This is a genomic window from Micromonospora sp. CNZ309 (genome assembly GCF_002846525.1).
In genome coordinates this window covers 6,182,070-6,206,097 of the sequence record NZ_PJNG01000001.1, presented here as the reverse complement: position 1 = coordinate 6,206,097, position 24,028 = coordinate 6,182,070, and the positions used below count along the sequence as shown (strand labels likewise).

Here is a 24,028-nt window from a genome sequence, read left to right as displayed (position 1 = left end):
CGACCGTGGAACTCGCCTGGTACGCCCTGCTCGGCCTCTTCTTCGCCGTCTACCTGGTGCTCGGCGGGTACGACTACGGCGTCGGCCTGCTGCTCGCCCGCGACACCGGCCCGGCCCGCCGGCGCGCCGCGCTCAACGCGGTCGGCCCGTTCTTCCTCGGCAACGAGGTCTGGCTGGTGGCCGCCGTCGGCATCCTGTTCGGCGCCTTCCCCGTGCTGGAGGGGGAACTGCTCTCCGGCTTCTACCCGGCGGTGCTGTGCGCATTGACCGGGGTCGTGCTGGTGACCGCCGGCGTGCAGCTGCGCAGCCGACCGGGCGGGCAGCGCGCCCGCACCCGGTGGGACCGGATCGTGGTCGTCGGCAGCGCGCTCGCCGCGCTGGGCTGGGGTGCCGTGCTGGCCGGGCTGCTCCAGGGCGTACCGCTGCGCGCCGACGGCCACGTCGCCGGGGTGACCCACCTCTTCACCCCGTTCGTGGCCGCCGCCGCGCTCGCCGTCGCCGCGCTGGTCGCGCTGCATGGTGCGACCTTTCTCACGCTCCGGCTGCCCGCCGCCGACGCCGCGCAGGTCGGGCGGCTGGCCGCCCGGCTCGTCCCGGTGGCACTGACCACCGTCGGCGCGGCCACCGTCCTGGGCCTGCTCTCCGCCGACGTACGCGCCGCCGCACAGCAGCCAGTAGTGGGCGTACTGCTGCTGTCGTTGCTGGTCACGGCGCTGCTGACGACCCGCGCGGCGCTCGCGCGGCGGCGGCCCGGGCTGGCCTTCGCCGCCACCTGCGCGGCCCTGGCCCTGCCGGTGGCGCTGGTCGGGGCGACCATCTGGCCCTACGCGCTGGTCTCCACGGTCGACCCGGGGGCGTCACTGACCGTGGCCGACGCGGCGGCGAGCACACCCACGCTGCGGCTGCTGGGCTGGCTGACGCTGCCGCTCCTGCCGGCCCTACTAGGCTTTCAGGCGATGTGCTGGTGGGTGTTCCGGGGACGGACCGACGGCAGGGCACCGGTGTACTGGTGAACCGCCGTCCCTTCGACCCGCGTCTGCTGCGCCGGGTCCCGGGGGCCCGGCGCGACCTCGCCATGCTCGCGCTACTCGGCGTGCTGGCCGCGGGGTTGGTCGTCGCGCAGGCCACGACGCTGGCCGCGCTGCTGGCGACCGCGTTCGAAGGACGGCTCGACCGGCCCGCGCTGGCCGGCTTCGCCACCGCGGTGGCCGCCCGCTCGCTGCTGGTCTGGGCGCAGGGCACGGTGTCGGCGCGGGTCGCGGCGACGGTCAAGGCGGCGCTGCGGGCCGACCTGCTCGCGTCGGTCGGGCGACACGGCCCCGGCTGGGTCGCCGGGCAGCGCGCCGGGCAACTCGCCACGCTGACCGGGCGCGGGCTGGACGCGCTGGACGCCTACTTCACCGGCTACCTGCCGCAGCTGGTGCTCAGCGTCACCGTGCCGGTCGCCGTGCTGGCCCGGGTCTTCGTCGCCGACTGGAGCTCGGCGCTGATCATCGCGGTGACCCTGCCGCTGATCCCGATCTTCGGCGCGCTGCTCGGCTGGCAGGCGCAGGCCGCCACCGAGCGGCAGTGGCGACGGCTCTCCCTGCTCGGCGGGCACTTCCTCGACATGGTCGCCGGGCTGCCCACGCTGCGCGCGTTCGGCCGGGCGCGGGCGCAGACCGAGGTGGTCCGCCGGATGGCCGACGGCCACCGGGTCGCGACCATGAAGACGCTGCGGATCGCGTTCCTCTCCGCGCTGGTGCTGGAGCTGGTCGCCACCCTCTCCGTGGCGCTGGTCGCCGTGCCGGTGGGCGTACGGCTGCTCGGCGGCGGGCTGACCCTCCAGACCGCGCTGCTGGTGCTCCTGCTCACCCCGGAGGCGTACCTGCCGCTGCGGGCGGCCGGCGCCCGGTTCCACGCCAGCATGGAGGGGCTCACCGCGCTGGACGAGGCCCTCACCCTGTCGGCCGCCGCCCCCGCGCCGGCGCGCGGCGAGGGCGCGCCCGTCCCCGGCGGCCGCGGCGAGATCCGGTTCGAGGCGGTGACCGTGCGGTACGAGCGGACCACCGCCCTGCGCGACGTCACGCTGACCATCCGGCCGGGCGAACGCGTCGCCGTGATCGGGCCCAGCGGCGCCGGCAAGAGCACGCTGCTCGGCCTGCTGCTCGGCTTCGTCACGCCGACCGCCGGCCGGGTCACCGTGGGCGGGGTGGACCTGACCGACGCCGACGCCGACGGCTGGCGCCGCCAGGTGGCCTGGGTGCCGCAGCGGGCCCACCTCTTCGCCGCCTCACTGGCCGACAACATCCGGCTCGGCGCCCCGGACACCCCGGACGCGGCGCTCGCCGCAGCGGTCCACGACGCCGCCCTGGACGACGTGGTCGCCGGGCTGCCCGACGGGCTCGACACCGTACTCGGCGAACGCGGGCACGGCCTGTCCAGCGGGCAACGGCAGCGGGTCGCCCTGGCCCGCGCGTTCCTGCGGGACGCGCCCGTGGTGCTGCTCGACGAGCCGACCGCCCGGCTGGACACCGCCGCCGAGGCCGTCGTCCTCGACGCCACCCGCCGCCTGGTGGCCGGCCGGACGGCGCTGCTGGTGGCGCACCGGCCGGCCCTGCTCGCCGACGCCGACCGGATCCTGCGGATCGAGGACGGCCGGGTCACGGAACTGACGCGCACGGCGGCCGGGGAGGCCACCCGATGACCGACGACCGGCCCCCCGCCGACGCCCGGCCCCGCACGCAGCCCACCGACGCACCCGGCTCCGCCGACGTGCCCAGCGCCGCTGCCGACGCCCGGACTTCCGACGTGCCCAGCGCCGCTGCCGCCGCCCGGCCCGGGCCGGGGCGCGCCGGCTCCGCCGAGCGGGCCGTGCTGCGGCTGGCCCGGCCGTACCTGAACCGGCTGCTCGGCGCGGGGCTGCTCGCCGCCGCCACCGAGTTCGCCGCCCTCGCCCTGATGGCCACCGCGACCTGGCTGCTGATGAGCGCCGCCGAACGCCCCCCGCTGGACCGCCTCACCGTGGCGATCGTGGCGGTCCGGGCGCTGGCGATCAGCCGGGGCGTGCTCCGCTACACCGAACGGCTCGCCGGGCACGACGCCGTGCTGCGGCTGATCACCGACGTCCGGGCCCGGGTCTTCGGCACCCTCGCCGCCAGCCCGGCGGCACGGCAGCGCTCCGGCGACGCGCTGAGCCGGCTCGTCTCCGACGTGGAGGCGGTGCAGGACCTGCTGCTACGGGTGCTGGTGCCGGCCTCGGCGGCGGCGCTGGTCGGCGTGCTCGCGGTCGGCGGGGCGGCACTGATGTCGCCGGCCGCCGCCGGGGTGCTCGCGGTCGGGCTGCTGCTCGCCGGGGTCGCGCTGCCCGTGCTGGCCACCGCGTTGACCCGCCGCGCCGCCGCCGAACTGGCGCCGCTGCGCGGCGCCCTCGCCACCGACGCGGTCGACCTCACCCACGGCGCCGCCGACCTGGCCGCGTTCGGCGCCACCGGGCACGCGCTGGAGGCGGCCGGGGCGCGGGCGGAACAGCTGGCCCGGCTGGAGCGGCGGCTCGCCGCCACCGGCTTCGCGGTCGACGCGGCCGGGGTGCTGGTGGCCGGGCTGACCGCCGGGGCGGTGGTGCTCGCCGCGCTCGCCGACGGCGTGGACGGCGTGCTGGTCGGCGTCCTGGCGGTCGGCACGCTCGCCGCCGTGGAGATCGCGCTGGCCCTGGTCGGGGCCGCCCGGCAGTGGACCCAGCTCCGGACCGGCCTGACCCGGGTCGCCGCCCTGCTGGAGGCCCCGGCCGGTCCGGCCGCCCCCGGCGGCGCCGAGGTCGGCCCCGGGCCGTACGAGGTGCGGTTCGAGGACGTCACCGTCCGGTACCGGGAGGGTGCCCCGCCCGCCCTGGACGGGTTCGGCCTCGACCTGCCGCCCGGTCGACGGGTGGCGGTGGTCGGGCCCAGCGGCGCCGGCAAGAGCACGCTGGCCGCCGTACTCACCGGGGCGGTGCGCCCCGCGCACGGGCGGATCACCCTCGACGGGCGGGAGCTGTCGGCGTACCGGGCCGAGGAGCTGCCCCGCGCCGTCGGCGGGCTGCTCGCCGAGGCGTACGTCTTCCACGCCTCGGTGCGGGAGAACCTGCTGCTCGGGCGGCCCGACGCCGACGAGGAGGAGCTGGCGGCGGCCACCGCGGCGGCCGGGCTGCTGGCCTGGGTACGCGAGCAGCCCGACGGCTGGGACACCGTGGTCGGCGAGGAGGGCGGTCAGCTCTCCGGCGGCCAGCGGCAGCGGCTCGCGCTGGCCCGGGCGCTGCTCGCGGCCCCGGGTGTGCTGGTGCTCGACGAGCCGACCGAGGGGCTCGATCCCGCCGCCGCCGACGCGGTGCTCGCCTCCGCGCTGGCCGCCACGCCGGCCGGGCACTCCGTACTGCTGATCAGCCACCGGCTCAGCGGGCTGGCCGGGCTCGACGAGATCGTGGTCCTGGACGCCGGGCGGGTGGCCCAGCGCGGCCGGCACGCCGAGCTGGTCGCCGCCCCCGGTTGGTACCGGGACCAGTGGCTGATCCAGGAGGCGGCCGAACGCGGGTACCTGGCGCTGCGCCCCTGACGCCCGTCCGCCCGGATCCGGGTCGGGGCCAGGGTTCTCCCCGACGACGACCGCGGCGCCAGCGTGACAGGGTGGGGCCATGCGGGGCGAGGACGACGCGACGATCGTGGAGGAACGGCTGCGGGAGCTGGGCGCGCGCCTGCGGGGGCCGCGCCGCCTCAGGTCCGACCTGCTGGCCGAGGCGCGGCACGGGCTGTTGGACGCCGTCGACGCGTACCGCGAGAGTGGGCTGCCGGCGGCGGAGGCGCAGCGCCGGGCGGTGGCCGAGTTCGGCGCGCCGGCGGAACTCGCCCCGGCCTACCAGGCGGAGCTGGCGGCGGGTGCGCTGCGCGGGCTGTCGCTGCGGGTCGTCGCGCTCGCCACGGTCGCGTTCGTCGCCGGCGACCTCACCTGGCGGGGGGCGAGCTGGAACGGCTCCCCGCCGCCGGCCGCCTACCAGCTGCTGTCGGCGTCGGTGGGCTGGATCTGGGCGGCGGCGTTCGTGCTGGCCGCGATCGGGCTGCTGCCGGGCGGGCGGGCGGCGCTGCGCGGCCGTGCCGTGGACCGGGCGGTGGGGACGGCCCTCACCGGGGTCCTCGCCCTCGGCGTGCTGGCCGGCTCGGCCCTCTTCGCGTGGTCGATCGGCCTCTGGGACGCCGCGCTCACCTGGCCGCCCATGATCATCGGCACGGTGGTGGCCGCCGCCGGTTACCTCTGGCTCGGCCGGGCCGCACACACCTGGCTGCTCGCCACCCGCTGAAACCGGCGGTCAGGCCGGGGCGGTCGGCGGGGTGTCGGTGTCGAGGAAGCGCCCGACGGTGGAGCGGAACTCGTGCCACCCCGACCGCTCGCCGGCCAGCGCCCGCCGACCCTCGTCGGTGAGCTGGTACGTCCGCCGCTCCCGCCCGTTGACGGTGCTCCAGGTGCTGGCCACGCGGCCGGCCCGCTCCAGCCGACGCAGCGCCGGGTAGATGGTGCCGGTCGGCAGGTCGAGCTGGCCGTCGCTGCGGCTGCGCAGCGCCTCGATGATCGCGTAGCCGTGCAGCGGACCCTGCTCGAGCACCGCGAGCAGCAGCGCGTCGAGGTGTCCGTGCAGCGCCTGGGCCTTCATGCGTAGCAACGCTACTTGTCGGCGGGCGGGACCGCCACCGGGGTGCGGGCACCGGTCTCCCGGAGACGCCCACTAGGGTATGTGCCCAGAGTCACTCGTCGGCGGCGGACGCCGACGGGTGGGCAACCCGAAGCACACGGAGGTCAGCGTGGCCCGCCAGTCGCCCCAACGGCCCGACGCCGACGAGCCCGAGCTCGACGACGCCGACGCCCCGGCCGAGTCCGGCACCGCAACCGTCTCTGCCGAGGCCGCCCGCGCCCTCTGGGACGAGCTGCGGATCGACCCGGTGGAGATCGCGCTGCCCGCCGGCACCGGCTACACGCTGCGGGCCTACCGCCCGGCTCGGGAGCTGACCCCGACCGACGTCGCCGAGCGCGACCAGGACGATCCGTTCCTGGCCCGCCGCCAGGTCGCGGAGGAGGACGACGAGGAGGACGACGACGAGGCCGTCGTCATCCTCGACGAGGAGGTCGCCCAGGAGTTCGCCGAGAGCGACGAGGAGGAGGCCAAGGGCCGCCGCCGCGACGCGACCGACGAGGACGCCAAGGCCGACTCCGACGAGGACGAGGACGAGGCGGGCGACGAGGAGGTGCCGGTCTTCCTCAGCCACCGCGGGAAGCTGCTGCTCTTCAAGACGCCCGAGTCGCTGGTCAGTTTCGTCCGGTCCGGGGCGCCCAACGACCTGTCTCAGCTGGACAGCTGGAATGAACTGTCCGAACGGGTGGAGCCGGCCGACATCGCGCCGCTCGACGAGGACGTCTACGAGCTCGACCTGGTGGTCGAGAACCTCCGCGGCGGGCACGACACCTGGGACCCGACGCTGCTCATCGAGGCCGGCGAGGTGGCCCGCGACCTGGCGTACGCGCTGCGGCTACCCGCGGTGCTGGACATGCTCTCCGCCGGCTCCAGCCTGGACGATCTCGACGAGGCGCTGCGCGCCACGGTCGACGGCGGCGTGGGCGGCTTCTTCGGGCGGCGCCGACTGAAGAAAATCGGGGCACAAACCGCAAGTCTGGGTTGGCGCACCATTGTCGGAAAGATCTCTGCGGTCGTGGACTGGCGCGACTGACCCTTTACGGGGAGCATCAGTCTCTGGCAGTGAAAGCCTTGTGTCCCGGGAGGAGGACGACGCCGTGGCGCTCGTGCGCGTGTACTGCGGTCTGGCCTCGGCGGATCCGGCCGACCGACCGGTCTCGGCCGGTTCGACGCTGACGTCCGCTGTGGTCGACGACGCAGGCCGTCTGCTGCATGTCCGCGAGATCGGTGACGACCCCGCTGGCTACGCCCAGCTGGTCGCGCTGCTCGTGGAGCGGTCGGGCGGGCCGAGCGGTGCGGCCATCGCCGCCGACAGCGACGACCACACGGTCACCTCGCTGCTCAGCGCGGCGGGTCGTCCACTGGCGATCGCGGACGACGACTCCGTCGACGACTTCGCCGAACGCTTCGCCGACGACGACTCCCTGGAGGAGATGCAGTCGCCCCCGGTCGAGCGGCGTGCCGTCGGCCTGGCCCGCGCCCTGCAGGCCGGCGCCCTCTCCGCCGTCACCCTCCCGGCCCCCCGGGACCTCGCCGGCTACAAGCAGGTCCTCGCCGCGCACGCCGCCCTGGCCAGCGGCCGGCACTCCGCCGCCGTCGCGCTGCGGGAGGTGCTGCGCGAGCTCTACCCGGCCGCGTTGCGCGCGTACCCGGACCCGGCCGAGCCGGTCTCGCTGGCCGTGCTGGACGCGCTGCCCGAGCCCGGCATGCTGACCGGCACCGTGGGTCGCGGCGGCGACGCCCCGGCGGAGGCGGTCGCGACGCGTCTCGCCGCCGACGGGGTCGCCGACGCCGACGAACTCACCTCGGCGGTGACCGCCCTGCGGGTCGCCATCAGCGAGACGCCCCGACGCGCCACCGTCAACCGCGCCCTCACCTCCGCGGTGGCCGACACCGTACGGCAGGCCGTCGCCTCCGTCCGCGCCTGCGACGCCGGCTGCCAGGCCCTGGTCGGCGCGCTCAACGAGCGGGTGGGCGCGCCCGCCACGCCGGCCCCGGGCCGCCGCGCCGCGACCCGCCACGGCGAGCCGCTCGGCGACGTGCCCGGTCGCGCCCCCGCCGGCGCGCTGCCCGGCCTGACTCCCACCGGCGGTGGCCTGCCCGGCCTCGCCCCCACCGGCGCCGCTCCGCGTCCACTGCGGCCCGCCGAGTCCGAGCCCGCCCCGGGCGGTGGCCGCCGCAGCCGGCCCGAGCCCGTCTCCGGCACGACGGCGCCCCCGGCCCCCCGACCGCTCGGCCCGCCGCCGGTCGCCCCGGCCCCCGTCACCCCGCCCCCGGTCGCGCCGACGCCGGTCACGCCGGCTGCGGTCGCCGGTCCCCCGGTCTCCGCGCCCCCCGCGCGGCCGGGAGCGCTGCCGAGCCGCATCGATGGCCCGACCAACCGCCCGGTGTCCGCGCCGCCGCCTCCGCCGCCGGGGATCACCCCCATCGCCCCGGCGCAGCGTGGCGCGGTGCCGCCGGCCGAGGCGGGCGAGCCGTTCCGCCCGACCCTGACCACCGCGGCGATCCAGAACGCCCGCGCCGAGCGCCAGCGCACCGTGATCCCGCCCCGGCCGAAGACGAACGTCGAGCCGGCCCCGCCCACGGGCGGTTTCAGCGCCACCGACCTCAGCGTTCCCGTGCCCACGCCCCGGCCGGACCAGGAGACGACCCCGGCCGCCCGCACGGAGCCCGCTCCGCCCGGTTCCCGGGCGAACTGGCCGCTGGTCAACAACCCGGAGGACCCGGCCGACAGCTCCGCCAAGAACCCGGTCGCCAACTCCTACGGAGAGCGCGGCGGGCGCGGCGTCGACGCCCCGACCGATCCGGGGGCGGAGCGCCGGGTCACCCCGCCCTGGCTGGCCGACGACCTGCCCCAGGAGCCTCCGGTGCTGCGGTTGGTCGAGCCGCCGCCGCTGGCGGACCGCGCGCTGCGCGGCGCGACAGGGCCGGCCCCGGACGCGCAGCCCGAGACGCCCCCGCTGCGGCTGGTCGACCGCGAGGAGGCCGCACGCGGTGGCCGACCTGTCCCCCGTGACGAGCGGCCCGCGGCCGAGTACCGGCCGGCACCCCCGGTCGAGCGCCGGCCTCCGCCGGTGTCCGACGAGGGCGACGGCGACCTGCTGATCTTCGCCCAGGCCAAGTCCGCCTGGTTCGTGGGGCACGACGACGAGTCCAACCTGGACTGGTCCACCACCGCGGACACCGGCTGGCAGGCGGCCGAGCAGGCCGCCCGCCCGGCGGTCGGCGCCGAGACCCCGGCAGGGCTGCCGAAGCGGGTCCCCCAGGCCAACCTCGTCCCCGGCTCCCCGCTGCGGGACGAGCGGCCACTGCGGATCGTCCGCGACGCGGCGAGCCTCGCCGAGAACACCACCGGCTACTTCCGTGGCTGGCGCCGCGGGCAGGAGATCGGCGGGTTCGCGGTGGGCGGTCGGCCCGGGCGCGAAGCCGCCGGTGGCTGGGACTTCACCCGTGACACGGGCGACCGCGACGACGACCGGGAATACGAGTTCCGCTCCGCCGGCTACCGCTCCTGACCGCCGGGAAATCGCCTCCCACCTGCGTGTTCATGCCCACACCCGGATAATTTGACGCCACCTCGCGGCGGCCGGGAGCATACCGGCGGAACAGCCGGCGGCAGGGGTCGTCGGGTGGGAAGGCGACTCATGGCGACATCGGCAACCGGCTCCTCCGCGTTCACCCGCCGTGGCCTGCTGGCCGCGACGGCGGGCACGCTCCTGCTCAGCGCCTGCGGGCGGGGCGAGGCGGGCGCGGGCGATCCCGCCACGACGGTCGCGCCGAGCGGCCAGGAGCTGCTGATCGGCGTCAGCCTGGAGCTGACCGGCCCCGGCGCCGCGCTCGGCGTACTCCAGCGGCGGGCGTTGGAGATCACCTCCGAATCGCTCAACGCCAAGGGCGTCCCGATCGGCAACCTCCGCCGCGCCGTACGGCTCGAGGTACGCGACAACGCCGGCGACCCCGCGCTGGCGGCCCAACAGGCCACCGCGCTGGCCCGCGACAACGGCGTGCACGCCCTGCTCGGCGGCACCATGGCCGAGACCTCGATGGCTCTGGTCCAGGTGGCGCAGAAGGAGCGGGTGCCGTTCCTCTCGCTCGCCTTCGGCGACGGGATCGTGCTGCCGCTGGCGCAGCGGACGTACGTCTTCAAGATGACTCCGGACGCCGGCGACATGGCCCGTCGGCTCGCCCGGCTCATCGCCTCGCAGCGGCTCTCCCGGATCGCCCTGCTGGCGGCGGACGGCCTGCACGGCGATTCGGGCGCACGGGCGATGAGAGGCGCCCTGCGCACGGCCGGGGTGGCGCTGGCCTCCGCCACCCGGCTGCCCCGCACCGGCGGGGACTTCCGCCGGGCGGCCGGCGCGGCGGCGGGTACCCGCCCCGACGGGGTGGTGGTGTGGGCGACCGCCCCCGACTCGGCAGCCGCCGTCGGGGCGCTGCGCCGGGCCGGCTACGACGGGCCGGTGTTCCTCGACGCGGGCGCGGTGGCGGAGCAGACCCTCCAGGGCGGGAACGTGGCCCTCCTGGAGGGCGCGTACGCCGTGCACCCGACCTCGCTGGGCGGGGCGATGCTCGCCAACACCACCATGTCGGCGTTGGATCGCAAGGAGTTCGTCTACCGCTACGTGCAGCTGCACGGCGGGTTCAGCGGCTTCGCCCCGTACGCGTCCGACGCGGTGCAGCTGATCGCGGACGCGGCCCGGCTCTCCACCAGCGTCGACCGTGGACGGATCCGCGCGTTCCTCCAGAACCAGGTCACCGAGGGGATGGCGGGGATGTACTCCTTCACCCCCATCCGGCACGGCGGTATGGACCAGGGCTCGCTGGGCGTCTACACCGTCAGCGCGGGAGCCTGGACACGGGTGTCCTGACCCCGTGCCGACGGGCCACCCCGAGCGCGCCCGGCCACCGCGGGGCTCCCCTCGGGCCAGGCCCTCGCCCCCGTGACCTGGACAGCGACGAGCGCCCGGTGGCGGCCGAGGCCGTCACCGGGCGCGGGTCGCGTCGATCAGGCCGGCGCCACGGCGCGCGAGCGCCGCATGGTCAGCACGTACTCGACCAGCGAGATCAGCACGTGCTTCGTCGACTCCCGGTTGCGGGCGTCGCAGGCCACCACCGGCACGTCCCCGGAGATCGCGAGCGCGTCCCGGACGTCCTGCGGGTCGTGGTACTGCATCCCGTCGAAGCAGTTGATGGCCACCAGGTACGGCAGCCGCCGGTGCTCGAAGAAGTCGATCGCCGCGAAGCAGTCGGCCAGCCGGCGGGTGTCGACCAGCACGACCGCGCCGATCGCGCCCCGGACCAACTCGTCCCACATGAACCAGAACCGGGTCTGACCCGGCGTACCGAACAGGTACAGGATCAGGTCACGGTCGATCGAGATGCGGCCGAAGTCCATCGCCACCGTGGTCGTCGTCTTGCCCGGCACCTGCCGGGTGTCGTCGACGCCCACGCCGGCGGAGGTCATGATGGCCTCGGTCGTCAGCGGCGTGATCTCCGAGACCGAGCCGACCAGCGTCGTCTTGCCGACGCCGAATCCACCGGCGATAACGATCTTCGCCGACGTCACGCGCCCACTCGGGGTCGGCGGGCGGTGCGACATGTCAGAGCCTGCGAAGTCCACTCAGCACCCTCTCCAGCAGTTCAGTGCCCACCGCGTCGTCCGAGTCGTCCAAGATGGTCGGCTCGTGGACCGCGACCAGGCCGTCCGTCGCCATGTCGGCGATGAGCACCCGGGCCACACCGAGCGGGAGCTGCATGCGCGCCGCGATCTCGGCGAGCGACTGCACACGTCCATCACACAGCGCAGCGATGTACTGGTGCTCGCGACCCTGACCGCCGTTGCCACTACTGGCAGCGGCGCGGCCGCGCACCGTCGTCTCGACGAGCGCCTCCAGCGCGATGTCGAGGCGGGGGCGGGTACGACCGCGGGTCACGGCGTATGGACGGACCAACGCTCCGGTCGGCTCGTCACGATCGACCATGTCGCCGCTCACCTCCCTCGCACCCGGCACCGGCTCCGGTTGGAGCCCGTCGTCGTCGTTGTCGTCGTCGGCCCGCCGACCTCACGGGTCAACGGGTCGTCAGCCCAGCATGCCCGCAGCCGCACGTGGCTGCGGGGTCAACGCGTCGCCCACCCGGTCGACCAGCAGGGCCATCTCGTAGCCCACCTGCCCCACGTCGCAGCTGCGGGCGGCGAGCACCGCGAACGACGAGCCGTCCGAGATGGACATGAGGAACAGGAAGCCATTGTCCATCTCCACCACTGTCTGCAACACCGCGCCTCCCTCGAAGCAGCGGGCCGCACCCTGGGTGAGGCTGACCAGGCCGGACGCGATGGCGGCCAGCTGGTCCGCCCGGTCCCGCGGGAGGTCCCGTGACGACGCGAGGAGCAGGCCGTCCGCGGAGACGGCGACCGCGTGCGCGACACCGGGTACCCGGTCGGCGAAGTTGGCCAGCAGCCAACCGAGATCCTGCGTAGTTGTCATCGTTCTTGCTCCTTCTGCCCGCTCCCGGCCACCGGGCCTGAGCCAGACTGCGAGGATTGCTGCCCTCCCGGAGTCGCCTCCGGGCTGGTCGGGTTGTCCGACGGGTTCGTACGACCCCGCTGCACGCCCCGATGGTAGGCCGACAGGAGGCCGCGGACACCCTCCGGCGTACGCCGCTGCACCGACGTGGTGGGCTTCTCCACCGCGCCGGGCACCAACTGCGCCATCGGGGTGCGCTTCGGCAGCCCCGTCGAGGTGGTCGCCGCGACGGGCACCTCGGTGGCCGCGGTGGCGGCACGCCACCCGTCGTCGGCCGCGGTCTGCCAACTGCCCGTCTGCTGCTGAGCGGACCGCCGGTGACCGAAGCTGTCGGCGAAGCCGGGGCGGGCACCCCCGTTGGCCGTCGATCCGTTCTCGCGCGGCGCTCCTCCGGCCGCCGGAGTGTCTGCCATCGGTGCGTTACCTGTCGTCCCGGGTGGTGTCGGCTGCACGGCCCGACCGCCGGCGTCGACCCGGGCGAACTGCTGGGTCGATCCACTGTCGGTCGGCGTATTCGCGGCGGCCGTCGCCGCCTCCTCCGGCCCCGGGCGGCGGGTACGGAACCAGGCCGACTCGAGCTCCCGGAAGATCGGCAGCTCCATCGTCTCGTCCGCGTACCGCTGCCTGTTCTGGACCGGCGGCGTGGCCGGCCGCGTCTGCGGGGCGGCCGGGGTCGGCGCGGGAGCGGCCGGGGCCGGCGCGCCGGAGCGCGGCACCCGCGGCAGTTCGGTGGTCATGTCCAGCGCGGCGGCCAGACGCTCGGGCACCGGCGGGGTCGCCGCGTCCCGGTCCCCACCGGCGACCGGCGGCCAGGCCGGCGGCGCCGGCGTGGCCGGGCCCGGCGCGCCGGGACCCTGGCGCTGGGGCAGCGGGTTGGTCGGCGGCGCCGAGACCGGCATGCCGGAGTACGGCGCGGCCGAGACCGGCGGACCCGAGTAAGGGTGGCCGGAGACGGGCGACGCCGAGACCGGCATGCCGGAGACCGGCGGGCTGGACACCGGCGGCGCGGAGTAGGGCACCGGCGGGGTCGACACCGGCGGGCCCGCGTAGGGCACGGGCGGCGCGGAGACCGGCGGGACGGAGTACGGCCGGGCCTCGGGGGTGCTGGGCAGCTGCCGCGGGACGGGCTGCTGCTGACCCGTGGCGTCCTGGTCGTCGGCCGACCGCCGCTGCGGCAGCGGGTCGATCGACTGGCCGTTCGAGGTGCGCGGCTGGAAGGCCTCGCCCCCGTTGAAGCCGCTGGCGCCGGTCAGGTCCGACCAGGCCGGCATCGACCGCGCCGCGCCGGCCGAGGCGGGTGTGCCGGCCCCGTTGCGCGGCGCCGGGTCGAACGGCCGGCCGCCCAGGGTGACCTGGTTGCCGGACTCGCCGGGGCGCTGCGTGGGCATCGGGTTGGCGGGGCCGTTGCCGAGGGCCGGCAGGGCGCCGAAGGCCGGGGCCGGGCCGGACGAGCGCGGGCCGGGCGGCGGCAGCGCGGGCGCCGACTGCGGGCGGCCGGAGAGCGCCCGGGGCACGAGCACCGAGGTCGGCATGACCACCTCGGCGACGGTCCCCCGGTCGGTGCCCGGACGCAGCTCGACCTTGACGCCGTGCCGGGACGCCAGCCGGGCGACCACGACCAGGCCCATCATCCGCGAGACGGCCACGTCCACCTGCGGCGGCGTGGCGAGCCGCTCGTTGAGGTCGTGGAGCTGCTCGGGGCTGATCCCGATGCCCCGGTCCTCCACGTAGAGCGACGCGCGGTCGCCGACGCGCCGGGCCTCCACCATGACGTGCGAGTCCGGCGGGGAGAAGGCGGTGGCGTTGTCGAACAGCTCGGCGACCAGGTGGACCAGGTCGTTGACGGCGTGCGCCGCCACCTCGATGTCGCGGTCGATCACCCCGAACTCGATGCGGGTGTAGTGCTCGACCTCGGACTGGGCGGCCCGGAGCACGTCGATCAGGGCGGCCGGCTCCCGCTGCACGCGGGTGGAGTCGGCGCCGGCGAGCACCAGCAGGTTTTCGTCGTTGCGGCGCATCCGGGTCGCCAGGTGGTCGAGCTGGAACAGCTCGGCCAGCCGGTCCGGGTCCTCCTCGCCGCGCTCCAGCCGGTCGAGGTGACCGATCAGGCGGTCGACCAGGATCTGCGAGCGGCGGGCCAGGTTGACGAACATCGTCGCGACGGACGCCCGCAGCGCGGCCTGCTCGGCGGCGGTGCGGACGGCCTCCAGGTGGACCGCGTTGAACGCCTCGGTCACCTGGCCGAACTCGTCCTTGCTGCGCACCGGCAGCGGCTCGGCGATCTGGTTGGCGAGCTGCACCGGGGAGAGCTGGCCGGTCACCTTGGGGTCGCGCAGCCGGGCCACGGCCTGGGGCAGGCCGTACTGGGCGATGGAGAGCGCGCCCTGACGCAGGTCGCGCAGGGAGCGGGCCATCGAGCGGGCGACCAGGTAGGCGAAGAGGATCGCCAGGAGCAGCATGCTCAGCAGCAGGCCGGTCTCCAGGAACACCTGACGCTGCACGTCCGAGCGCAGCTTCTCGGCGCCCGCGACGACCTCGCGGTCGATCTTCGACTCGACCGTACGGATCAGCTTGGCGTTGGCCACCATCGCCGCGTCCCACTCGTCCGCGTCGAACGGCGCGCCGGTCAGGCTGTCGGCGGTGGTGATGCCGTTGAGCCAACTGTTGTAGGTGTTCGCCTCGCGCAGGTCGGGGCCGGCGACCACCTGGGCGTAGTACTCCTGCTCCGGCTGGCTCGCCACCACCTGGAAGCTCTGCAACCACTGGCTGGAGCCGGTGCTGGTGGCGATGTACTCGTTGCGCAGGTTGGGGGTGAGTCGCTGCTGGATGAAGGCCCGGTGCACCACGTCCCGGCGGCGCGACAGGAACTCCTTGTTGCGGGCGGTGGCGGTCGACGCGCGCATCTGGTCGCTGAGCTCGTTGTCGCCGGCGAGCTGGGTGGCCGAGTCGCGGATGCTGATCAGGTCGTCGATCAGGCCGTCGTACGCCTGCATGGCCGGGACGAGCCCGAGCTTGCCGTTGAAGACCTGGCTGCGGGTGCCGGGCAGGTCGGTCAGCGTCTGGTCGATGTCGCCCAGCAGGGTGTCGAGGTTGGCCGGGAGGTCCTCGACCTCGGCCCGCTGCTGCGAGTACGGCCCCTTGGCCTTGTCGACGCGGGCGTTGGCCTGCTCGTACGCCTGCTTGTAGCGGGCGCTGTCCTGACCGCGGGGCACGCCCAGCAGGCGCAGCGCGTTGGTGCGCTCGTCCTGGAGGGTGTCGACCAGGTCACCCGAGTAGCCGACGAGGTTGGCCAGGTCACCGGCCCGGTTGGCGTTGTTGAGGGTCTCCAGGTGGTCGACGAGGCCGCTGGTGCCCACGACCACCGTGGCGATGGTCGGCACGATCATGATGAGACCGAGCTTGGACCAGATCGGCATGTCGCGGAGCCGACCGGTCGGCCGGCGCAGACGCGACAGGAAGGAGCCCGCCGCCTTTGGCCGTTTGCTCACGTCACCGCCCTCGCGAAATTCTGGAACTGCGTTGCTCCTGGACATGCCCAGCGGCCGACCCCACGGGCCGGACCATTCGAGATTCCATCACGCCACCTGCGAAAGAGAAAGCCCAGGTTGGCCGCAGCGGGAGGTGTGATGAGATGTTGATGCAATTTGATAGCAATCCGTCTGGCCGGAGTAACTGAAGGTAATGAAGCACCCCCATCGCGTTGTCCTGCTCGCTGGGCCTTCCGGGTCCGGAAAGTCGTACATAGCGCAGCGAACCGGCCTTCCGGTGCTCTGCCTGGACGACTTCTACAAGAACGGCGACGACCCTACGTTGCCGCGACGAAACGGCCTGGTGGATTGGGAGTCGCCCCGCTCCTGGGACGCTGCGGCGGCCGTGGAGACGATTGCCCGGTTGGCCAGGGAGGGCAGGGCCGATGTGCCGGTCTACGCGATCGGTGCGGACCGGCGGGTGTCCACCCGGCCATTCGAGGTCGCCGGTTCGCCACTTTTCGTGGCCGAAGGGATCTTCGCGGCCGAGATCGTCGAGGAGTGCCGTCGGCGCGGGGTGCTCGCCGGGGCGTACGCCCTGCGTCGGCCCCGGGGGGCGACCTTCGTCCGCCGCCTGGCCCGCGACCTCGCCGAACAGCGCAAGGCGCCCCGGGTGCTCGTGCGCCGCGGCCTGGCGCTGCTGCGCGCGGAGCCGGCGGTGCTGCGGCGGCAGACCGGCCTGGGCGCCGAGGCGGCCCGGGCGGGCGAGGTGCTGCGCGCGGTGGCCGGCATGCTCGCCGGCCACCCGCACCGCTCCTGAGTCCTGCCGCGGTCAGCCCAGCAGCTTGCCGTACGCGGGCTTGATCACTTCATCGATGATCTTCAGCCGCTCGTCGAACGGGATGAAGGCGCTCTTCATGGCGTTGATGGTGAACCACTGGAGTTCCTTCCAGCCGTAGCCGAAGGCGTCCACCAGCAGGGCCATCTCCCGCGACATCGACGTGCCGCTCATCAGCCGGTTGTCGGTGTTGACCGTCACCCGGAACCGCAGGTCCCGCAGCAGCCCGATCGGGTGCTCGGCGATCGACGGCGCGGCGCCGGTCTGCACGTTCGACGACGGGCACAGCTCCAGCGGGATCCGCTTGTCCCGCACGTACGCGGCCAGCCGCCCGAGCACCGGCTCCGGGCCGGGCGTGATGTCGTCCACGATGCGCACCCCGTGGCCGAGCCGGTCCGCCCCGCACCACTGGATCGCCTGCCAGATCGACGGCAGGCCGAACGCCTCGCCGGCGTGGATGGTGAAGTGGAAGTTCTCCCGCTGGAGGTACTCGAAGGCGTCCAGGTGCCGGGTGGGCGGGAAGCCCGCCTCGGCGCCGGCGATGTCGAAGCCGACCACCCCGGTGTCCCGGTGCCGGACGGCCAGCTCGGCGATCTCCTGGGACCGGGCGGCGTGCCGCATCGCGGTGAGCAGGGTGCCGACCCGGATCGGGGTGCCCGCCTCGGCGGCCAGCGCGCTGCCCTCGACGAAGCCGGCGAGCACCGCCTCGACCACCTCGTCCAGGGTCAGGTCCCGCTCCAGGTGCTGCTCGGGGGCGAACCGCACCTCGGCGTAGACCACCCCGTCGGCGGCCAGGTCCTGGGCGCACTCCCGGGCCACCCGCCGCAGGGACGACGCGGTCTGCATGACGGCGACGGTGTGCGCGAACGTCTCCAGGTAGCGCTCCAGGGAGCCGGAGTCTGCCGCCTCGACGAACCACCGACCGAGCGCCTCGGGATCGGTGGTGGGCAGCTCGTGGCCTGCCTCGGCGGCCAGCTCGACGATCGTCGCCGGCCGCAGGCCGCCGTCGAGGTGATCGTGCAGCAGCGCCTTCGGGACCTTGACGATGTCCTCGTAACGGATTGTCGCGACCATGCACAGACCCTAGTCGGCGCCGCCGGGCCGACCGACGGGACCGGCACGGATCGGCGCTCGGCGCGCCGTCCCGCCGGCCCCGCGCCACCGGCGCCCGTTCCGGCCGGACGCCCCGCGTCGCCCGGCCGGACCTGCCCGGCACGGTGGCCGGACCTGCCCGGCGCGGGTCAGGGACGCCAGCCGTACACCCGGTCGACGGCGAGCCGGAGCACCAGGCGGCCGTCGGCGACCATCGCCGCCCGGTAGTCGGCCCAGTCGGGGTGCTCGCCGCGGATCCGTCGGTAGACCTCGACCAGTTCCTCGACGCTCGCGTCGTCGGTCGCCGCCGCCGGCGGGCTGAGCGTGACCACGCCCTCCGCGACCGCGTAGGCCCCGCCGTCGGCGGTGGTGACGTGCAGGCTGGCCCGGGGATCGCGGCGCAGGTTGCGCACCTTGGCGCGGTCGCCGGTGGTGGAGCAGCGGATCAGGCCGGGTTCGGCGAGGAAGTCGAGGTTGGACAGCTGGGGCCGCCCGTCGCGGCGCAGGGTCACCAGCACGCCCCGGCCGCGCTCGCCGAACAGCTCCCACAGCCGGGCGTTCACGCCGTCACCCGCAGCGGGGCGAGGGCGGCGGCCAGCCGGGCCAGCTCGTCGAGCAGCACCGTGGCGGCGGCGTCACGCCCCGGGTCCGGCACGAGTTCCCCCGTGTCGTCCAGCGCCTGCCGCAGGAACACGGTCACCGCCTCGTTGGCCGGCATCATCTTGAGGGTGGTCACGACCTGCTTGATCATCTGGACCGCGCGCAGGCCGCCGGAGGTCATGCCGTAGCTGACGAAGCCGACCGGCTTGTACTGCCACTCCGTGTAGAGGTAGTCGATCGCGTTCTTCAACGGCGCGCTGAAGCCGTAGTTGTACTCCGGCATGACGAAGACGAAGGCGTCGGCGGCGGCGACGGTGGCGCTCCACTCCCGGGTGTGCCGGTGCAGGTAGCGACCCTCGGAGGGGTGGTGCGGTTCGTCGTGGAAGGGCAGGCCCACCTCGGCGAGGTCGACGAGGCGTACGTCGTGGAAGGCGTCGTACGCGGTGGCGACGGCGGTGAACCAGTCGCCGATCCGGCGGCCCGCGCGGCCGGGCCGGGTGCTGGCGACGATGACGGTCAGGCAGGGCATGGCGAGGTCGCTCCTGTGGTGACGGGCCGGACCGGGGCCGGCACGGTGAACTTCGGGATGAGGCGCTGCGCCAGCGGGCCGATGCTGACGGCGAAGAGGAGGGTCCCGGGGCCGACGGTGCCGCCGAGGGCCCAGCCGAGGGCGAGCACGCCGAGCTCGATGGCCGTGCGTACCCGCCCGATCGGCAGGCCGCGGGCGGCCAGCCCGGTCATCAGGCCGTCGCGCGGCCCGGGGCCGAGGCGGGCCCCGAGGTAGAGGGCCGTGGCGAGCCCGTTGAGCAGGATGCCGACGAGCAGCAGGCCGACCCGGCCCGCGACCGGGGCCACGGGCGGCAGGACGGCGAGCGCGACGTCGGCCGCGACGCCGACCACCACCGCGTTCGCGACGGTGCCGATGCCGGGGCGCTGCCGGAGTGGGATCCAGAGCAGCAAAACGGCGAGGGCGACCAGGTTCACCACCTGCCCGAGGGGCAACCCGGTCCGGGCGGCGAGGCCCTGGTGCAGCACGTCCCAGGACGCGAGACCCAGGTCGGCGCGGACCATCAGGGCCACGCTGACGCCGAACAGCACGAGGCCGCTCAGCAGGCGGACCAGCCGGCCCGGCGATCTGGTTGACATGTCACTCACCCTAGGAGGCAGGTTGATGACATGTCAACCAGATCGCTAGGATGGTCGGTATGGAGCAACCACGCTGGCTGGACGGGCGGGAGCAGAGCGCCTGGCGCGGCTACCGGCGGATGCGCCGCCTGCTCGACCTGGAGCTGGCCCGCGAGCTGATGCGCGACGCCGGGCTCTCCGAACCCGACTACGACGTCCTCTCCGACCTCTCGGAGACGCCCGACCAGCGGCTGCGGCTCAGCGAGCTGGCCGACCGGATGCTCTGGTCGCGCAGCCGGCTCTCCCACCACCTCACCCGGATGCAGCAGCGCGGCCTCGTCACCCGCGAGGAGTGCGCCTCGGACGGGCGCGGCGCCGTCGTCGTACTCACCGCCGAGGGCCGGCGCGCCATCGAGGCCGCCGCCCCCGGCCACGTCGCGGCCGTCCGCCGGCACCTCATCGACCTGCTGACCCCCGACGAGGTCGCCGCGCTGGACGCGCTCACCCACCGGGTGGTCGACCACCTCACCGGCCGGGACGCCGCGCGAGACTGACCGCGGTGGTGCAGGCACCACCATCGAACCGGCGTACGCGCACCATCGAAGTGCCCCGGCCGGCTCCCTAGCGTCAACGGCACAGGTAGGAGCCGACGCGGGGAGTTGCACGTGTTCACGACATTGGCCACAGCGGTGGTCCACCGTCCGGGGCGGGTGATCGCCGGCTGGCTGCTCGCCATCGCCGCGCTGACCGCCGCCACCTTCGCCGTCTACGGCCCGGGCGGACCGCGCCCCGCCGACAGTCAGGCCGACATCCTGCCGGCCCGGTACGAGTCAGCGCAGGCCGCCGCCATCGCGGCGCGGATGTTCCCCGAGCCGCCCGGCAGCAGCGCGGTGCTGGTCGTCCGCCGCGCCGACGGGGCGCCGCTGACCGCCGACGACAGCGCCCGACTCGACCGGCTGCCGCAGGAGCTCCGGGTCGCCGGCGTCACGGAGGTGACCCCCGGCGCGGCGGCCCCGGACGGGCGGCTGCGCCTGACCGAGGCCCGCCTGGCCGGTGACGCGCACGAGGAGGCCACCGTGCAGGCGGTCGGACGGCTGCGCGACGCCACCGACGACGCGCTGGCGGGCAGCGGACTGGTCGCCGGCTGGACCGGGCAGGCGGCCGCCGCCGCCGACAGCTTCCTGCTCGACATGATCGTCAACGGCGCCATGGTGCTGGTGATCCTGATCCTGCTGCTCGTCGTGTTCCGCAGCCCGGCGATCGCGCTGCTCAACCTCTTCCTGGTACTGCTGGTCGCGCAGGCCGCCACCGGCCTGCTCGCGCTGGGCGCGAAGGTCTTCGGGTACCCGCTGGACGCCTCCACCACTGGCCTGCTCCCGGTCGTGCTGCTCGGCATCGGCACCGACTACGCGGTCTTCCTGCTCTTCCGCTACCGGGAACGGCTGCGGGCCGGCGAGGACCGCCGGGCCGCGATGGTCCACGCGGTCGGCCGCATCGGCGGCCCGGTCACCGTGTCCGCCCTGGTCGTGGCCGTCGCGTTCGGCGCCCTCGTGCTCTCCCGGCTGGCCTCCTTCCAGGTACTCGGGCCGGCCCTGGCCGTCGCCGTGCTGCTCATGGTGGCCGCCGCGCTGACGCTGTTCCCCGCCGTCTACTCGCTGCTCGGCCGCCGGGCGTACTGGCCGGCAAAGCTCACTGCGCCGGACGACGGCGGGGCCGCGCCGACGGGGCTGGCGGCCCGCGCCGGCCGGCTGGTCGCCCGCCGGCCCGCCCGGGTCGTGCTGACCACCCTCGCCGCGCTCCTGCTGCTCGGCCTCGGCGCGCTGCACCACCGGCCCAGCTACGAACTCGACGCGCTGCCGCCCGGCTCCGAGTCGGCCCGGGCCCTGGACTGGCTCCGCTCCGGGCTGCCCGCCGGGACCCTCTCCCCGACCGACGTCTACCTCACCGGCCCCGGCGTCGACGACGCCGCCGCGGAACGGTTCGCCGGACGACTCGCCGAGGTGCCGATCGTGGCGGCCCCGGCCGGCGTCGAGGTCACCGACGGCGTGGCCCGCGTGCGGGTGCTGCTCGCCGAGCCGCCGTACTCGCAGCGGGCCATCGACGCCGTGGAGACCGGGTTGCGGCCGGCCGCGCACGCGGCGGCGCCGCCCGGCACCCGGGCGTACGTCGGCGGGGAGACCGCCACCTTCGCCGACATCCGTGCCGTGCTCGACGAGGACCTGCGGCTGGTCCTCCCGGTGGCCGCCGGGCTGATCGGGCTGCTCCTGCTGCTGATGCTGCGCGGGCTGCTCGCCTCGCTGGGTCTCCTCGCCGCCGTGGCGCTCGGCTTCGCCGCCACCCTGGGCACCAGCGTGCTGGTGTTCCAGGTCCTCGGTGGGCAGGACGGGCTCAACTTCCAACTGCCGCTGGTCGTGTTCCTCTTCGTCACCGCGATCGGCACCGACTACAACATCCTGATGGTCGCCCGGCTCCGGGAGGAACTGCGCGCGGGACGCCCGCCCCGCCAGGCCGCCGAGGAGGCGGTACGCCGGAGCGGACCGGCCGTCGCCGCGGCCGGGGTGATCCTGGCCGGCAGCTTCGGGGTGCTGGTCGCGTCGCCGATGATGGCCCAGATCGGGCTCGCCGTCGCCGTCGGCGTGCTGATCGCCACGTTCGGGCTCTCCTGGCTGCTGGTGCCGGCGTCGACCGCGCTCACCGGCCGGGTGGCCTTCTGGCCGGCCCGTACCCGTCCGGAGCCGGCCGTGGTGGCGTCCCCGCCGGCGACGCGCGTCCCGCCGGAGCCCGCCCCGGCCCCCACGCCGGCCGAGGACGCGGCGCCGGCTGGGACAATGGCCCGATGAGCGGGGTGCGGCGGGCTCGGCGCGAGCTGAACCAGTTGGCTGTCGCGGCGGGGCTGGCCTGCGCGGGCATGCTGTTCGCGCTGGCCACGCTCCTCACCGCCGGGCTCAGCCTGCTCGGCGTCGGCCTGCCCCTGCTCGACCGCACCCTCGCCGGCACCCGGAGGCTGCTGGGCCGGCAGCGCCACCGGGTGCCCGGGCCGCCGGTCCGCTCGCCGTACCGGCCCGTGTCCGGCCCGCTGGCGGCCCGGCTGCGGACGATGGCCGGCGACCCGGCGACCTACCGGGACGTCGCGTACCTGTTCACGCACTTCGCCTACGCCCCGGTCGCCCTGCTCCTCGCCGTGGGGCTCTGGCTCGGCGTCGCGCAGGGCCTCGCCCTGCCGGTGATCCACACGGTCGCCCCCGGCGCGGTCGACAACTACCTGGGCCTGCCGATCGACTCGCTGGGCAACGCCGCGCTGGCCGTGGTGCCCGCGCTGCTGGTGGGGGTGGGGGCGTACTGGCTGCCCCGGGGGCTGGTCCACCTCGACGGGGCGCTGACCCGTGCGCTGCTCGGACCGACCGCGCGGGCGGCCCTCGCCGAGCGGGTCGTGGAACTGGCCGACACCCGTGCGCAGAGCGTCGACGCGCAGGCGGCCGAGCTGCGCCGGATCGAACGGGACCTGCACGACGGCGCGCAGGCGCGGCTGGTCGCGATGGCGATGAACCTCGGCCTCGCCGAGGAGCTGCTGGCCCGCGATCCCGAGGCGGCGCGTGGGCTGGTCGCGGAGGCCCGTACGAGCGCCGGCACCGCCCTGTCCGAGCTGCGCGACGTGGTACGCGGCATCCACCCCCCGGTGCTCGCCGACCGGGGGCTCGCCGGCGGCCTCGCCGCCCTCGCCCTCGGCGCGGCCCTCCCGGTCGACCTGGACGTCGACCTGCCCGGCCGGCTGGCGCCCCCGCTGGAGTCGGCGCTCTACTTCACCGCCGCCGAACTGATCACCAACGCGGCCCGGCACAGCGGGGCGGCGCGCGTGGCGGTACGGCTGCGCGGGACGGCGGACACGGTACGGCTGGCCGTCTCCGACGACGGGCGGGGCGGCGCCGACCCGCAGCGGGGCACCGGGCTGGCCGGCATCCGGCGGCGGCTCGCCGTCTTCGACGGCCGGGTCCGGATCGACTCGCCCGCGGGTGGGCCTACGGTGGTCGACGTGGAGCTGCCGTGCGAGTCGTGATCGCCGAGGACCTGGCGCTGCTGCGCGACGGGCTGATCCGGCTGCTCACCGCGTACGGCGACGAGGTGGTGGCCGCCGTGGAGACCGGCGACGAGCTGCTCGCCGCACTGCTCGAGCACCGCCCCGACGTGGCGGTGGTGGACGTCCGGCTGCCGCCCACCCACACGGACGAGGGGCTGCGCGCCGCGCTGGCCGCCCGGGAACGGATCCCCGGCCTGCCGGTGCTGGTCCTCTCCCAGTACGTCGAGCAGCTCTACGCCCGGGAACTGCTCTCCGACGGCGCGGGATCGGTCGGCTACCTGCTCAAGGACCGGGTGGCCGACGTGACGCAGTTCGTCGACGCGGTGCACCGGGTCGCCGACGGCGGGATGGCGATGGACCCGGAGGTCGTCTCGCAACTGCTGGCCCGGCCGACCCGGGCCGCGCCGCTGCGCCGGCTCACCCCGCGCGAGCACGAGGTGCTGGCGCTGATGGCCGAGGGGCGTTCCAACGGGGCGATCGCCCAGCGCATGGTGGTCACCGAGAAGGCCGTCAGCAAGCACATCAACTCGATCTTCGCCAAGCTCGACCTGCGCGACTGCGACGACGACCACCGCCGGGTACGCGCGGTGCTGACCTTCCTGGACGCCTGAC

General features: G+C 75.3%; 21 protein-coding genes. 12 read left to right on the top strand and 9 right to left on the bottom strand.

Going from position 1 to position 24,028, the window contains the following annotated elements; all coding sequences use genetic code 11:
* The first annotated feature begins 5 nt into the window (after positions 1 to 5).
* From CLT72_RS26815 to CLT72_RS26800, 4 genes are all read left to right on the top strand, one after another.
* Positions 6 to 1,013: a cytochrome d ubiquinol oxidase subunit II gene (locus CLT72_RS26815; RefSeq protein ID WP_101414125.1), complete on the top strand. Its 1,008-nt coding sequence runs from the start codon at positions 6 to 8 to the stop codon at positions 1,011 to 1,013.
* Positions 1,010 to 2,686, top strand: coding sequence for a thiol reductant ABC exporter subunit CydD (cydD, locus tag CLT72_RS26810; RefSeq protein ID WP_101414124.1), 1,677 nt, complete (start codon positions 1,010 to 1,012; stop codon positions 2,684 to 2,686). Before CLT72_RS26815 ends, cydD begins: the two co-directional genes overlap by 4 nt.
* Complete coding sequence (gene cydC, locus CLT72_RS26805; protein ID WP_101414123.1) at positions 2,683 to 4,569, top strand: thiol reductant ABC exporter subunit CydC; 1,887 nt, start codon at positions 2,683 to 2,685, stop codon at positions 4,567 to 4,569. Before cydD ends, cydC begins: the two co-directional genes overlap by 4 nt.
* A 79-nt stretch (positions 4,570 to 4,648) precedes the next feature.
* Entirely contained in the window at positions 4,649 to 5,308 is a 660-nt protein-coding gene (locus CLT72_RS26800; RefSeq protein ID WP_101414122.1) for a permease prefix domain 1-containing protein, read from the top strand.
* A gap of 9 nt (positions 5,309 to 5,317) precedes the next feature.
* Here the strand turns inward: CLT72_RS26800 and CLT72_RS26795 are convergent, their stop codons facing one another.
* Complete coding sequence (locus tag CLT72_RS26795) at positions 5,318 to 5,659, bottom strand: PadR family transcriptional regulator (protein ID WP_101414121.1); 342 nt, start codon at positions 5,657 to 5,659, stop codon at positions 5,318 to 5,320.
* Between the two features lie 118 nt (positions 5,660 to 5,777).
* On the opposite strand from CLT72_RS26795, the gene CLT72_RS26790 reads away from it, so the two are divergent.
* The 3 genes from CLT72_RS26790 to CLT72_RS26780 all read left to right on the top strand — a co-directional run bounded on the left by CLT72_RS26790 (position 5,778) and on the right by CLT72_RS26780 (position 10,563).
* Positions 5,778 to 6,728, top strand: a complete 951-nt coding sequence (locus CLT72_RS26790; RefSeq protein ID WP_101414120.1) for a DNA primase — start codon at positions 5,778 to 5,780, stop codon at positions 6,726 to 6,728.
* A gap of 40 nt (positions 6,729 to 6,768) precedes the next feature.
* Positions 6,769 to 9,210 (top strand): transposase, encoded by a 2,442-nt coding sequence (locus CLT72_RS26785; protein ID WP_101414119.1) that lies wholly within the window; start codon positions 6,769 to 6,771, stop codon positions 9,208 to 9,210.
* 129 nt (positions 9,211 to 9,339) lie between these two features.
* Positions 9,340 to 10,563, top strand: a complete 1,224-nt coding sequence (locus CLT72_RS26780; protein ID WP_101414118.1) for an ABC transporter substrate-binding protein — start codon at positions 9,340 to 9,342, stop codon at positions 10,561 to 10,563.
* Positions 10,564 to 10,700: 137 nt separating this feature from the next.
* Here CLT72_RS26780 and CLT72_RS26775 read toward each other — a convergent pair whose 3' ends face one another.
* The 4 genes from CLT72_RS26775 to CLT72_RS26760 all read right to left on the bottom strand — a co-directional run bounded on the left by CLT72_RS26775 (position 10,701) and on the right by CLT72_RS26760 (position 15,707).
* Positions 10,701 to 11,294, bottom strand: a complete 594-nt coding sequence (locus CLT72_RS26775) for a GTP-binding protein (RefSeq protein ID WP_089002065.1) — start codon at positions 11,292 to 11,294, stop codon at positions 10,701 to 10,703.
* Position 11,295: 1 nt separating this feature from the next.
* Positions 11,296 to 11,676, bottom strand: coding sequence for a DUF742 domain-containing protein (locus CLT72_RS26770; RefSeq protein ID WP_101415408.1), 381 nt, complete (start codon positions 11,674 to 11,676; stop codon positions 11,296 to 11,298).
* Positions 11,677 to 11,775: 99 nt separating this feature from the next.
* Positions 11,776 to 12,180 carry a roadblock/LC7 domain-containing protein gene (locus CLT72_RS26765; protein ID WP_067370442.1) on the bottom strand — a complete coding sequence of 135 codons (405 nt, stop codon included), beginning with the start codon at positions 12,178 to 12,180 and terminating at the stop codon, positions 11,776 to 11,778.
* Positions 12,177 to 15,707: a nitrate- and nitrite sensing domain-containing protein gene (locus tag CLT72_RS26760; RefSeq protein ID WP_101414117.1), complete on the bottom strand. Its 3,531-nt coding sequence runs from the start codon at positions 15,705 to 15,707 to the stop codon at positions 12,177 to 12,179. Before CLT72_RS26760 ends, CLT72_RS26765 begins: the two co-directional genes overlap by 4 nt.
* A gap of 277 nt (positions 15,708 to 15,984) precedes the next feature.
* Between CLT72_RS26760 and CLT72_RS26755 the strand changes: the two genes are divergently transcribed.
* Positions 15,985 to 16,506, top strand: coding sequence for an ATP-binding protein (locus CLT72_RS26755; RefSeq protein ID WP_231925784.1), 522 nt, complete (start codon positions 15,985 to 15,987; stop codon positions 16,504 to 16,506).
* 12 nt (positions 16,507 to 16,518) lie between these two features.
* On the opposite strand, the gene CLT72_RS26750 is transcribed toward CLT72_RS26755, so the two are convergent.
* The 4 genes from CLT72_RS26750 to yczE all read right to left on the bottom strand — a co-directional run bounded on the left by CLT72_RS26750 (position 16,519) and on the right by yczE (position 19,362).
* A complete protein-coding gene (locus CLT72_RS26750; RefSeq protein ID WP_101414116.1) occupies positions 16,519 to 17,598 on the bottom strand; it encodes an adenosine deaminase in 1,080 nt (359 codons plus the stop codon).
* A gap of 167 nt (positions 17,599 to 17,765) precedes the next feature.
* Complete coding sequence (locus CLT72_RS26745; RefSeq protein ID WP_089002069.1) at positions 17,766 to 18,179, bottom strand: PPOX class F420-dependent oxidoreductase; 414 nt, start codon at positions 18,177 to 18,179, stop codon at positions 17,766 to 17,768.
* On the bottom strand, positions 18,176 to 18,745 hold the full coding sequence (locus tag CLT72_RS26740) for an NADPH-dependent FMN reductase (RefSeq protein WP_101414115.1): 570 nt from the start codon (positions 18,743 to 18,745) through the stop codon (positions 18,176 to 18,178). The genes CLT72_RS26745 and CLT72_RS26740 overlap by 4 nt, the downstream gene beginning before the upstream one ends.
* The gene (gene yczE, locus CLT72_RS26735; RefSeq protein ID WP_101414114.1) at positions 18,733 to 19,362 is read right to left on the bottom strand and encodes a membrane protein YczE; all 630 of its coding nucleotides are present in this window, start codon (positions 19,360 to 19,362) and stop codon (positions 18,733 to 18,735) included. Before yczE ends, CLT72_RS26740 begins: the two co-directional genes overlap by 13 nt.
* Before the next feature lie 59 nt (positions 19,363 to 19,421).
* Between yczE and CLT72_RS26730 the strand changes: the two genes are divergently transcribed.
* From CLT72_RS26730 to CLT72_RS26715, 4 genes are all read left to right on the top strand, one after another.
* Positions 19,422 to 19,895 carry a MarR family winged helix-turn-helix transcriptional regulator gene (locus CLT72_RS26730; RefSeq protein ID WP_101414113.1) on the top strand — a complete coding sequence of 158 codons (474 nt, stop codon included), beginning with the start codon at positions 19,422 to 19,424 and terminating at the stop codon, positions 19,893 to 19,895.
* A 111-nt stretch (positions 19,896 to 20,006) separates the two neighbouring features.
* Positions 20,007 to 22,181, top strand: a complete 2,175-nt coding sequence (locus tag CLT72_RS26725; RefSeq protein ID WP_158242075.1) for an MMPL family transporter — start codon at positions 20,007 to 20,009, stop codon at positions 22,179 to 22,181.
* Positions 22,178 to 23,395, top strand: coding sequence for a sensor histidine kinase (locus CLT72_RS26720; RefSeq protein WP_101414111.1), 1,218 nt, complete (start codon positions 22,178 to 22,180; stop codon positions 23,393 to 23,395). Before CLT72_RS26725 ends, CLT72_RS26720 begins: the two co-directional genes overlap by 4 nt.
* Complete coding sequence (locus CLT72_RS26715; RefSeq protein WP_101414110.1) at positions 23,383 to 24,027, top strand: response regulator transcription factor; 645 nt, start codon at positions 23,383 to 23,385, stop codon at positions 24,025 to 24,027. The genes CLT72_RS26720 and CLT72_RS26715 overlap by 13 nt, the downstream gene beginning before the upstream one ends.
* The last annotated feature ends 1 nt before the right edge of the window (position 24,028 follow it).